The organism is Pseudoalteromonas sp. S3431 (assembly GCF_000690035.1).
GTDB lineage: Bacteria > Pseudomonadota > Gammaproteobacteria > Enterobacterales > Alteromonadaceae > Pseudoalteromonas > Pseudoalteromonas fuliginea.
The window spans coordinates 66,264-78,515 of the sequence record NZ_JJNY01000017.1 but is presented as its reverse complement, the minus strand read 5'-3'; the positions used below and the strand labels follow the sequence as shown (position 1 = coordinate 78,515).

Below are 12,252 nucleotides of genomic sequence, written 5' to 3'. Positions count from 1 at the left end.
AAACCGAGCAACAAAGAGTAAATTGCCCCTAGGCAGAACCCTACGGGCAGCGCATGTTTGGCATTTTATTTATGGGGAATAACCACACTACATAGGCTCTGCCTTGCCTAAAAACCAAATATGCTGCTGCAAATTCAACCACCAAAGAACAACACGCCCTAGTAAGGGCTTTTTTTATGCTGGGCAATATTGTTTTAAAAACTCATGATGAGATGGTAATTGGCTTACGCGTTGCTCTATTTGTTGCTTAATACCGTGTAAAAAACGGGTGAGTTCTTCATCGCTCATGATGCTAGCTATTAAGTGATGTTGATTAGGCTCAATGCCTTGACCAAGCATAACTTGTACCCACGAGTCGACTCTAAAAATATCGCCATCGTCTAAAAATACACGGCCGGTTTGTTTAAACAAATCAATTTTATGCTGAAGTGTTTTTGGCACCTCCATCTCACTACAGTGTTGCCAAAATTCGCTGTCATCGCGATTAGTTACTTTGTAGTGCAGCACAATAAAGTCGCGAATATTTTCAATTTCGCTTTTAAGTTGTTTGTTGTATTCGTCAATGGCGTGATTGGTAATGCCATTAAACGGAAATAAACGCATAAAGCGAATAATACCCGACATAATTAAGTGAATGCTGGTGGACTCAAGTGGCTCTACAAAACCGCTGGCAAGGCCAAGCGCTAGGCAGTTTTTGTTCCAGCCTTTTAAGCGACGCCCTGTTTTAAATTTAATAATACGGGGTTCTGTAAGCGGCTCACCTTCAATGTTATTTAATAAGAGCGCTTTGGCTTGTTCGTCGTCCATATATTGGCTGCAATAAACTAACCCGTTGCCGACACGGTTTTGCAGCGGTATACGCCATTGCCATCCGCTTTTATGGGCAATAGATCGGGTAAGTGGCAATACGGTTTCGCTGGTTGATTTTGTTTGCACCGCAATGGCGCTGTTACACGGTAGTAAATGCGACCAGTCTTCGTAGCCAGTATGCAATGCTTGCTCTATTAATAAGCCTCTAAAGCCGGTGCAATCAATAAAAAAGTCGCCGTTAATGTGCTCGCCATTATTTAAAGTAAGTGATTCTATATGGCCCGTTTTAGTGTTTTTTACTACTTTTTGTATTTTACCTTCAATGCGTTTTACACCTAATGGCTCTGAAAATTCACGTAAAAACTGCGCGTAACGGGTGGCATCCATATGGTAGGCATAGTTAATGGGATTTTGCTGATTAAACGCAAATTTACCGCTTTTAGCCGCTTGCAGCTCGTAGCAGTAATCGCCAAAGGGGTTGTTTATCCCAAGTGCTTTACCTTGCAGCCAAAAGTGATGAAATTCACCCGCCCAACATTCTTTGCCCGTTGCGCCAAATGAGTGAATATAATGCGTGTTTTCATCGCCCCAGTTTTCAAAGCTAATACCTAATTTAAAACTGGCTTGAGTGGCTTTCATAAATGCTTGCTCGTTTATACCCAGCAATTTATGAAATGTACGAATAGGCGGAATTGTTGCCTCGCCAACACCCACAGTGCCAATATCGTCAGATTCAACAAGGGTTATGTTTATATTGTTACCAACTAGTTTAGCAAGTGCAGCTGCGGCCATCCAACCTGCAGTGCCGCCTCCAGCGATTACTACGTTTTTAACAGCGTTTGTTTTAGTCATTGTGTGGCTGCCCATTGTTTGATAAAAGATGATTTAAAAGCGCGCGATTACTTGGCAGTCCATTTAAACACTGCGCTATTTTTTCGCGATTTTGCTGATAATAGTAATCCCCAGCGCGTGGGTCGTTAAATGTATTTTGTGCAGATACTGTTTGTGTATTAAAGCCCATGCCATATAAAACGTATTGGTAACTACTTGATGAAAACACTTCTTCGTTTTCAATAAAATCAAAGCGGCTAGGGGGCTGAAATTGCCAAAGTTTAAGTAAGTTTTGCAGGCGCTCGGGCGCGGTATTTAAATTACTAATATTTTGCCAATAGGGAGTGTCGTCGCGCTTGCTTAGCACATAATGAAGTTTTAAAAATTCAATAACGCGCTGCCAACGCGTGCTAAAACGCCCATTAAAACGCATTTCAAGCTGGCTCATGTGGGTGCGGTTTTGCGGGAGTTGCTCGCTTATCATGCTAATTGAAAGCTCAACCATAGCAAGTGCTGACGCTTCAAGTGGCTCTAAAAAGCCAGCAGACATACCCACAGCAACACAGTTTTTAATCCAAAATTTTTGCCTGTAACCAGGGCTGAATTTTAATACGCGGTAGGTAAGTTGCTCTGCTTGTTGCTCACTGGTACTTTTAGCTATGTAGCTTTTTAGAGTATTTGTTGCGCTTTCATCACTTTGATATTTACTACTAAATACATAACCTGTGCCACGGCGTGTTGGCAGGGCTATATCCCAAATCCAGCCGTTACTTTGCGCTGTAGATAGCGTAGCAGAGGCAATTGGTTGATTGATGTGTGCATTAGGTATTTGCGCCGCAACAGCGCTGTTATTAAATAAAATATGATCTTGCGCTATAAACTCACTATTAAAATGATCACCAATTAAACGAGCGCAAGAGCCTGAGCAATCTATAAATAAATCACCCGTTATATCGCCATTATTATTTGTTTTTAATGCGGCAATATAGCCATGCTCGTCGTTAATAACCTCGGTTACATCGTCAGTAATATGAGTAACATTTAGGTTTTTAACGCAGTAATTTTTTAAAAACTCAGCAAATTTACCCGCATCTAAATGATAGCCATAGTTGGTAACTGCTGCATATTCGGGTGTTTGTAATTGTTTTGGTGCAAGTGCTGCTTGGCATACAAAGCTTTGCATATTAACAACGTCGGCAAATTTTTGGTTAGGTGCAATACGTTGCCAACTGGCGTGTAAATTAGTGTGCTCGTAGCCTTGTGGATTCATAAAAGGGTGGTAGTAGTTTTCTCCCTCGCTGAGGTTTCGCCAATTTATAAATTTAGAACTTTGCTTAAATGATGCGTCGCACTGGGTTATAAAATCACTTTCTTTAATGCCAATGCGCTTTAGCGTATTACGCATTGACGGCCATGTACCTTCGCCCACACCCAATATAGGCACATTTGCCGACTCCACTAACGTTACATTAAGGTGCGGGTGTTCGGCGGCTAATAAGCCTGCGCTTAGCCAGCCGGCAGTACCACCACCTAAAACGACTATTTTTGTTATTGGTTTGGTCATGAGTTAACCCCCTAAAGTTGATAACAATTAAACTAGCATTAATACTGTTTTAAATACAAAAAAGCCGCTAGTAAAAACTAACGGCTTTACTTTGTATTACCTTTAGAAGTTGTAACGCATACCAATATTGTAACGTGCACCTAGCTGTTGTAGGTTCCACAATTGAACTGACGTACGGCCATGTTCGCGGCTGTTTTGTTCAGTAATATTAAGGCCTTCAACAAAAAACGATAGTTGTTCGCTGTAGTTGTACGCAACATTAAAGTCGATTTGATAATATTCTTCAGTAAAGCCTGGCTCGTTTACGTATCGAGCTGCGCTATTTAAAAACTTATCACGCCAGTTGTAAGCAATACGTGCCTGAAAATCATCGTTTTCGTACATTGCTATAAAGTTAGCTGTATCGCTTAAACCCACTAATGCAAATTGTGTTGTAGTAGGGTCAGCGTTTACATCAAAGTCTATGTCGCCATTAACTGTGGTGTAGTTTGCTTGCACACCAAAGCCGCTTTCACCAAAAAAGTGCTGAAAGGCAATTTCGAAACCATCAATAGTGGCATTTTTATTGTTGGTAGGTACTTGCGCTGTAAATTCTAGTAATGGGTCATCGCTGTTAGCAATTACATCGTAAGCGGCTTCAAACTCTTCGTAAGTCATAGAGTCAAAATCAACGCCATTTTCTGTTGCGGCAACCATTTGAAATAAGTTTGAATCGGTTAGAGCAAGTCCGCGAGATTCTAGCTCAGCAATGGCAGCTTGAGCGCGAGGACCCGCTGTTGCATCGCGTAATCCGTAGTAGTTTTGCGTCATTGGTGTTAAACCAATAAAGTTTTCGATGTCTTTAGTGTAATAACCTACCGACACATAACTTGTTTCTGCAAAGTACCACTCAGCCGATACATCAATATTATCTGATTCAAGCGGCACTAAACCAGGGTTACCCGTTGACGCAGTAGCCGGTGAAGAACCCGCTAAAAGAGTAGGGGCGCCCGGTACACCAACAGTCGCTGCTGAACTTAAGTTGTCGTAAGTTGGGCGAGCAATTGTTGTGCTATAAGAAAAACGCGCTTTTATGTTTTCGATTACTTCTATGTCAAAGTCAAAGCTTGGTAAAAAGTGATCGTAGCTAGATTTAAGCGTGAAATCTTCTTTAGCTGAGCCAAAACGAACATTAAAGTCGTTATTACCTTCCCACGCTACTGCGTTAGGTAAGTCGATATTAGCCGTTGAGGTAATGTCGGTAGACTCTTGGCGCGCGCCAATTACAATGTTGTATGGCATATCGCCAATGTATCCGTTGTAAGTAAATTGCACAAACGCTGCGGTTATATCTTCTTCAATGGTGCGGTTAGTTGCAAATGCGCCATCGGCTGCAAAGTTAAACCCGTATTCTTCACCTGCCCAGTAACCAATTTGCGATGCGCTGCCAGTATAACCTTGGTTGTACGAGCCCGATGTATCGTAGTCGTCAAACTCAGCTAAAAAGTTTGTTGGGTTTAGGTAGCCATCAGGCAGTTCGCCTGGGTTTTCGATACCCCAGTTACCCATTGTATTACGTGTAAGTGATTGCAGTGAATGGCTTTCCATAGAGCGAGACTCTATACCAAAGTCAATTGCACCGTTTTCAATTTCGTATTTACCATGGATTCTAAATTCTGTTATTTCAGACTCTTGGCGAGCAAAGTTAGAATCTAAAATAGACGTACCCACATCAGAGGCATCTAACGTGTTATTACAATTTAGGTTATCTCGGCGGCAATCATCAAAATCGATACTCATTGATGGAAGTTCGCGGCTAAAATCAACTTCTTGTGCGTTAACTACGTTTGCACCCAAGCCTGCGTTTACCCAGCTGCCGTAAGGTGCATCTGGTTTGCTAGTGGCTTTTGAATTGTGCGCATCAAACATAAAGCTCAATTCTGAATTGAAATAGTACTCAACGTTTAAACCAATAGAGTCGTTTTGGTTAACTTGGTTTAACTCTTGAAACGCTAAACCTAAATCGCGTGTTTGCTGATCGCGACGTTCTTCTCGGTAATAAATAGGAGTTTTTACCGTGTTATCGTCAAACGTTAGCGCGCTTTTGTAGTTATCCATCCATATTGATTGCTCAGCACGGGCTTCGAATAAATCTTGCTTAGAATATGTGTAATCAAGCGTGGCTGTTAAATCGTCAATAGGGCTGTACTGCAGCGTTAATTGCGCGTTTGTACGAGTACGTTCTCTGTCGGCAATGGTGTAGCGCAAATCTGATGGCATTGAATAAAGCTGGCCAACGGCGGGTGCATTAGTTAAAACAATATCGTCTGCAGCTTGTGGGATTGTGCCGTCAAAAGCTGATGTATTCCATTGATTTACAAATGCACCTGTTGATGAGCTATCGCGCTGTTGCATACTTGCAGTTAACGAGGCACCAAATTTAGCTTCACTGTCGGTCCAGCTAATTAACCCCGAAAGCTCTGGTGTTATGTCATCACCAACGCGGTTTGTTGAGTCGTGTAATGCTTTTACGCCAATGCTTGAAACAAAGCCTGGGTTATCAAGTGGGCGAGCGGTATTAATATTAATTGTTGCGCCAATACCACCTGATGCAATGCTTGCTTTACCAGTTTTATATACTTCAACCGATTTAACGCTATCAGACGCTAAGTTTGCAAAGTCAAAAGCACGAGAGCTGGGTGTACCACCGCCTGCAGGCAAAGATGCCGCCGGCATTGTACGCCCGTTTAGGGTTACCATATTGTAGTCGGGGCCAAAACCACGAACCGTTACTTTAGAGCCTTCACCATTTGAGCGATCAATCGACACACCCGTAATACGCTGTAGCGACTCGGCTAAGTTGGTATCGGGGAATTTACCAATATCTTCAGCTGATATAGCATCTACAACACCAGCGGCGTCGCGTTTTAAACGAGTCGACTCTTTAATACTGCTTTTAAAACCAGTAACTTGAATTACTTCAACATCTGTATTTGCTTCTTGTGCATATACAGGTAAAGAGATTGATGCGCCTAAAATCAGAGATAGGCTAGTGGCTATCTTTGTTTTTCTTACAATATGGTTGGACATTCGGTTTCCCTCGCGCTTTTATCATTATTATTAACAGCTTGTATGGGGCTGTTATTGTGTAGTTATAAACATTGTCAAATGTATGGAAGCGCTTCCAGAAAGGTCTGTTTAACTAGGCTTTGTGGAAGCGCTTCCAGAAATGCTAGTTTAAATTTTGTATAGGGTCAACTATTGTTTTAATAAAATGAGACTAAATTGTTTTTAAAATGTATGTTTATTGGATTTGATTTTATTTAAATTATAAATTACAGGTGGTTATAAAAAACCATTTGAAATGGTGGTGTAACAATATTTTATTATAAGGAAGCTGGTTATTGATTCATTTAGTTATTTACACACTGTTATGAGGTGTTTAAATCAGCTTTTAGTAAGGGCTAAAGTTAATAAATCGGCCGTGGTCACTCAACAAAAAATAGGTACATTTGCTAACTTAGCGAAAATGCCGATGTAGTGATTATGTAAAACGCAATTGATGAAAACGCATCAAGCGGCGGTACTATCTCACTTTATGAATAGGTTATTAAAAAACCAATAATTGTTTAAAAAATCGTTAAATAAATCACTAAAAAGTAAGGTAGTTTTTGCAGAATATGGTTTAACCATAAACTTATAAAGTATTACGCATAAGGGAGTTGCGAGTCGCTAGTTTTATCGCTATTTTAAAGGTTCTCTCATAGATGGATTTTTTATGCGCAATAAATTTTTAGCGAGCTTTTATTCTTTTTTCTTATTAGTACTATTTGGGTGTGATGATCAAGTTTCGTCTTCGCAGAAAAAAGCCCATTTAGAGGATTTAGTAAAACCATCTTCAGATTCAAAACAACAAGAACAATTTACTAACGTTGAGGATCCAGTGTTAGTACTAGGGTTAGTTGCAACACATTGTAAAATGAATGAAACCGCTTATATAAACGCTAAGATGCAAAAAGTGCTGCGTAATCCAAGTGAAGATATTGCTTATAAACTTGAGCCTACTGATAACGTACTTTCTATTTGTGTTGCTAAAGACGACTCATCATTGAGCTATCGATTTGGTCGAATTAATGACATAGGGCTTGAAAAAGAAGCTACACCAAGTGCACCATTTGGTAGTTACTACAGGCAAGTAGGGCGTATTGGCGAGAGTATTTTATTTTTTAGTAATGGCGAGTATCATTATTATATTATTAACTCAGGCGGCATGGGCAGTGGTGTAACCGTTAATGTTTATAAAAATAAAACGCTAATAACTGAGCTTTTTTCAGGTAACGATCCTTATGATGACTTTGTTATAGCAACTGATTTAAATTTACCAAAAAAGCTGGTCAGTGAAAGGCAGCCTTTTAATAAGAAAATGCAGTAAATAATGACTCCACAACAGCAAAAGGTGATTGAACAAGGACACTGGTTTAAAAACCGCAGCCCTTATTTAAAAAGCTTTTTATTAACGCAAGGCAAAACGCTCACGCTAAAAGCCCAGCAATCATTATTTTTGCGAGGTGATAAGCACGATGGAATTTATGCCGTACTTAGCGGCGTGGTACGTATTAGTGGCGTAAGCAACGAAGGCAAAGAAGCCGTATTGAGTTTTGTAGATACGTCGCTGTGGTTTGGCGAAGTTACCTTGTTTGATGGTGGCCGGCGCACTCATGATGTATATGCACAAACTGATGTTGTGCTTTTTTACGTACCCCAACGCGCGCTTGAACAGCTTTTAAATGAACAGCCACAATATTGGCAAGAGTTTGGTTTATTGCTGGCACAAAAGTTACGGCTAATGTTTACCTCAATGGAAGATCACGCATTATTAAGCGCTGAACAAAAAGTATGTAATCGGCTTTTAATGTTGAGTGAACACACAGAGCATTTAACACCGCTTGTTTTATCTCAGCAGCAACTTGCTGATATGACCTACCTAACGCGCCAAACTATTAATCAAATACTGCAACAACTTGTTAGCCTACAAGCTATTAGCTTGGGGTATCAACGTATTACTATTATAGATAAACAAAAGTTACAGGCCTGTGCTGCACAAGCTTAAATAGGCTGGGTATTTTTAGTTGGAACCAAAATTGCTAAAGATAATGTAATGCAACAATGGATTTGAGCTAATGACAACAATAACCTTTAAAAATCAATATAGTAACTATAACTCATCGATTATAACTAAAGCGGCAAGCCCGAGCGAAGTTACGGCAACTAATGTCCTCCCTAATGAAAAAACAAGTGAAGTTAAAGGCATAAGCTCAGGCCCTCAAGAGCAAACATTTTTAGAAAGCGCGCAAGAAGCGCTGGTTTATCAGCGCTTAGGTGTAAATAAAGACAAGATAGACGAGCTCAAAGCGGCAATAGAAGAACTCACTAAAGAGCTACAAGGTGAGGGCGCAGACCCTGACGCAATTGCTGATAAAATTGAGGAACTTCAAAAAATGATCGATCAAGAGTATCAACAAGGGCGCGAGCGAATTGATATGCAAGGTGAGCATGAGCCGGGTAAAATAATTTCTGCATTTGCTTAATTTACACAATGTCGGATACCTGACATTGTTGTTGTGTCTACTTTTGCTAAAGTAAGTTTTACACATAAATTAAAGGCAATAAAATGAAAACACTTCAACAGCAACTTGGTAAATATGGTTTGTATCATCGTTCTAAGCGTAATGTACTAACGCACTTTTTTGGTATTCCGCTCATTGTATTTGCAGCGTTGTGTTTACTAGCGCGCATTCAAATACCCCTTGGTAGCTTTGTAATTGATGGCGCACAACTTTTTGTATTAGCGTCGGTTGTTTATTATTTTATGCTGAGCTTTTCGCTTGGCTTTATTATGGCCGTGATATTCACTTTACTCCTTGTTGGTGCTCAGCCTATTGCGGCAATGGCGTTTTGGCCGTGGTTGAGTATTGGCGTAGGTGTGTTTGTATTTGGCTGGGTACTGCAGTTTATTGGGCACTATTACGAAGGTAAAAAACCAGCGTTTGTAGATGACCTAATTGGTTTAATTATTGGCCCTTTGTACGTAACTGTTGAACTACTATTTTTAATGGGTTTTTACAAAACATTAGAAGATGAAGTAAACGCGATAGCTGGTCCTACAAAGGCGTAAAATACTTTACTAAGTACCTTAATAAAACCTAATAAATAACAATAAAGGGCAGATAACGCATGCAATATAATAATAAAACCGTGTGGATCACCGGCGCATCGTCAGGTATTGGTAAAGAGCTTGCTATACAATTTGCCGAGCTTGGATCGCGCGTTATTTTATCGGCGCGCAATGTAGATAAACTAAACGATTTAAAAGCAACGCTTAAAGGCGAAGGGCACTTAGTTGTGCCGCTGGACTTAGCTCAGCCAGAGCATGTACTGAGTACAGTAACAGCAAAAATGAGCGAGCTTCCTGCAATTGATATTTTAATTAATAACGGCGGCGTATCGCAGCGCAGTTTATTTTTAGAAAACGATTTTAACGTGTATCGCCAATTAATGGAGGTTAATTACTTTGGCTTAATTGCACTTACTAAAGCTGTATTGCCTACTATGGTGGCAAGGCGCAGTGGCTCAATTGTGTCTATTAGTAGTGTGGCGGGTAAAGTTGGTTCAAAATTTAGAACGGGATATTCGGGTTCTAAATATGCGGTTGTTGGTTTTATGGATTGCCTACGTGCAGAAGTTGCTGAACATAATATTCATTGTTTAACAATTTGCCCAGGTTCTATTAAAACAGCAATTGCGCATAACTCACTAAACGAGCAAGGCATAGCGCAAAATAAACCAGAAGAGTCGATAGAAAATGGCATGGATGTAAGCGTAGCAGCTTCAAAAATGATTCGTGCCATTAGTAATAAAAAAGACGAAGTGATTATTGGCAAAGGTTTAAGTGGTTGGGCGCCCACAATTAAACGCTTTTTTCCTACTTTGTTTAATCGCATTACTGCAAAAACAAACTATAGGTAGCGTCGTTTATTTCAAAGGCGTAAAATGCCGTAAATTTGATCAATTTAGAAAAGGATTCTAAATGAAGTATTTATGGCTAAGCCTGTTTTTTATTGTATTAATTTGGTCTGGTATTAACCCAAAAGATCAATTTACATGGCTGCTTGAAGTTATCCCCGCAATTATTGGTTTAGTGCTTCTAGCAAGTACCTATAGCCACTTTAAACTTACCCCTATTTTATATACATTTATTTTAGCGCATTGCATAGTGCTGATGATTGGCGGGCATTACACCTACGCCGAAGTCCCTTTGTTCGATAACCTATTTGGTAGCGAGCGTAATAACTACGATAAAGTAGGGCACTTTTTTCAAGGGTTTGTACCTGCACTACTGGCACGCGAAATTTTACTGCGCAAAAAAGTAGTAAATGGTCGAGGCTGGTTAATCACCTTTGTTATTTCGGTATGTTTAGCATTTAGCGCGTTTTACGAATTAATAGAGTGGTGGGTTGCAGTGTTAAGCGGCGAAAACGCAGAGGCATTTTTAGGCACGCAAGGTTACGTGTGGGATACCCAATCAGATATGGGACTGGCGTTATTTGGTGCTATTTGCTCATTGTTAGTACTTTCAAGAGTACACGACAAACAGCTAAAAAACGTTAAAGATTATTTATAGGCTATAGGAACGTTCTATAGAAATGTTTATAAAAACATTGGTAAAAAAGACTACTAACGTATGACAGCAAACACTAGTAACTACTCAATAAGCACAGACAAAAGCAAACTTAACTTTAACGTTATTTATAACTTTATTGCTAATAGCTATTGGGCCAAAGGCATTCCTAAAAGCGTGATGCAATCGGCTATTGATAACTCAATGTGCTTTGGTGTTTACAGCGCTCATAACGAGCAAGTTGGCTTTGCCCGAGTAGTGACCGATAAAGCAACCTTTGCTTATTTAGCAGATGTATTTATTGCCCCGCACTTGCAAGGTAATGGGCTGAGTAAGTTACTTATTAAAACGATAGTAGAGCACCCTGAGCTACAAGGGCTCAGGCGCTTTTTATTAGCGACTTCTGATGCACATGGCCTTTACGCGCAATACGGGTTTAAACCGATAGACAACCCCGCACTACTAATGCAAATAAGTCCTGAGGATGTGTATGGTAAAAATTATCGTGATACCTATTAAATGGGGGAAGAGTAAATTCCGTCTAATGTTCTTGTTAGGTGTTTAAGCTTGATAGCATCATATATGTGACAAATGCAAAAAGACAAATAGGCACTAAAATATATGCGACTACATCTGACATACACCAAGTCCCTTCAAATAGCTGATCCCTTCTAAAAAGAGAAATAGTTGTGCCGTAAACAATTATAAGAACAACAGCTATTATTGGCATCCATGAAATTTCATCATTTGCCAAAAGCAATAATGGCAGCAATAAAGATATACACCACAGAGTAGCTACAAAACTTGCGCTTTTATAAAAGCTTGCCAAATACTTCATAACATCTAACGTCCGCATGCTGGTTGGCTAATATCCGAAGCGTAGGAGCCAACCAGTATTTATCATTGTTGAAGCGTTTGTTAGCTGTGCATTACACCCAAACATCATCTTCTGCTGTAAGTTCGCTACCTGAATCACCAGTATTAACAACACCTTTAGGTTCAACTATCATGATTTTACATTCTGAAGTTGCTATAGGTTTATGTTCAATGCCTTTAGGGATTACAAACATTTCACCTGATTCTAATGTAACGACTCCATCGCGAAATTCAATGTTAAGGCACCCTTCAATTACAATGAAAACTTCGTCAGTATCCGGGTGATCATGCCATACAAATTCACCTTCTACTTTGACCAATTTAAACTGATAGTCATTCATTTCTGCAATTACACGAGGAGACCAATGATCTGTAAACTTAGTAAACTTTTCTTTAAAATTGATTGCATTATGTTTCATGAAAACTTCTCTATAGCTAGTACAGCTAGCGCCCGCATAAAATGCGGATAATGCTTGGCTAAAATTAGCGAAGAATGAGCGTCAGCCAAGCGTTT

At 39.9% G+C, this 12,252-nt stretch carries 12 protein-coding genes; 7 read left to right on the top strand and 5 right to left on the bottom strand.

All coding sequences use genetic code 11. The features are described 5' to 3' along the window. Nucleotides 1-174: 174 nt before the first annotated feature. From DO88_RS13815 to DO88_RS13825, 3 genes are all read right to left on the bottom strand, one after another. Nucleotides 175-1,662, bottom strand: coding sequence for a tryptophan halogenase family protein (locus DO88_RS13815; RefSeq protein ID WP_033038330.1), 1,488 nt, complete (start codon nucleotides 1,660-1,662; stop codon nucleotides 175-177). Continuing rightward, nucleotides 1,655-3,205: a tryptophan halogenase family protein gene (locus DO88_RS13820; RefSeq protein WP_033038329.1), complete on the bottom strand. Its 1,551-nt coding sequence runs from the start codon at nucleotides 3,203-3,205 to the stop codon at nucleotides 1,655-1,657. Before DO88_RS13820 ends, DO88_RS13815 begins: the two co-directional genes overlap by 8 nt. Before the next feature lie 102 nt (nucleotides 3,206-3,307). Next, complete coding sequence (locus DO88_RS13825; RefSeq protein ID WP_033028761.1) at nucleotides 3,308-6,274, bottom strand: TonB-dependent receptor; 2,967 nt, start codon at nucleotides 6,272-6,274, stop codon at nucleotides 3,308-3,310. 688 nt (nucleotides 6,275-6,962) lie between these two features. Between DO88_RS13825 and DO88_RS13830 the strand changes: the two genes are divergently transcribed. From DO88_RS13830 to DO88_RS13860, 7 genes are all read left to right on the top strand, one after another. After that, on the top strand, nucleotides 6,963-7,616 hold the full coding sequence (locus tag DO88_RS13830) for a hypothetical protein (protein WP_007375480.1): 654 nt from the start codon (nucleotides 6,963-6,965) through the stop codon (nucleotides 7,614-7,616). A 3-nt stretch (nucleotides 7,617-7,619) separates the two neighbouring features. Further along, nucleotides 7,620-8,294: a Crp/Fnr family transcriptional regulator gene (locus tag DO88_RS13835; RefSeq protein WP_007375479.1), complete on the top strand. Its 675-nt coding sequence runs from the start codon at nucleotides 7,620-7,622 to the stop codon at nucleotides 8,292-8,294. Nucleotides 8,295-8,364: 70 nt separating this feature from the next. Then, nucleotides 8,365-8,772: a hypothetical protein gene (locus DO88_RS13840; RefSeq protein WP_007375478.1), complete on the top strand. Its 408-nt coding sequence runs from the start codon at nucleotides 8,365-8,367 to the stop codon at nucleotides 8,770-8,772. An 83-nt stretch (nucleotides 8,773-8,855) separates the two neighbouring features. Further along, nucleotides 8,856-9,359: an Mpo1 family 2-hydroxy fatty acid dioxygenase gene (locus DO88_RS13845; protein ID WP_008137888.1), complete on the top strand. Its 504-nt coding sequence runs from the start codon at nucleotides 8,856-8,858 to the stop codon at nucleotides 9,357-9,359. A 59-nt stretch (nucleotides 9,360-9,418) separates the two neighbouring features. Beyond that, nucleotides 9,419-10,210 (top strand): SDR family oxidoreductase, encoded by a 792-nt coding sequence (locus DO88_RS13850; RefSeq protein ID WP_033038327.1) that lies wholly within the window; start codon nucleotides 9,419-9,421, stop codon nucleotides 10,208-10,210. Nucleotides 10,211-10,271: 61 nt separating this feature from the next. Further along, nucleotides 10,272-10,865 carry a DUF2238 domain-containing protein gene (locus DO88_RS13855; RefSeq protein WP_033038325.1) on the top strand — a complete coding sequence of 198 codons (594 nt, stop codon included), beginning with the start codon at nucleotides 10,272-10,274 and terminating at the stop codon, nucleotides 10,863-10,865. 60 nt (nucleotides 10,866-10,925) lie between these two features. Continuing rightward, complete coding sequence (locus DO88_RS13860) at nucleotides 10,926-11,381, top strand: GNAT family N-acetyltransferase (protein WP_033038324.1); 456 nt, start codon at nucleotides 10,926-10,928, stop codon at nucleotides 11,379-11,381. 34 nt (nucleotides 11,382-11,415) lie between these two features. Here the strand turns inward: DO88_RS13860 and DO88_RS13865 are convergent, their stop codons facing one another. Both DO88_RS13865 and DO88_RS13870 read right to left on the bottom strand, forming a co-directional pair. Continuing rightward, nucleotides 11,416-11,718, bottom strand: a complete 303-nt coding sequence (locus DO88_RS13865; RefSeq protein ID WP_033022984.1) for a hypothetical protein — start codon at nucleotides 11,716-11,718, stop codon at nucleotides 11,416-11,418. A gap of 73 nt (nucleotides 11,719-11,791) precedes the next feature. Then, nucleotides 11,792-12,157 carry a cupin domain-containing protein gene (locus tag DO88_RS13870; protein WP_007375472.1) on the bottom strand — a complete coding sequence of 122 codons (366 nt, stop codon included), beginning with the start codon at nucleotides 12,155-12,157 and terminating at the stop codon, nucleotides 11,792-11,794. Nucleotides 12,158-12,252 lie beyond the last annotated feature (95 nt).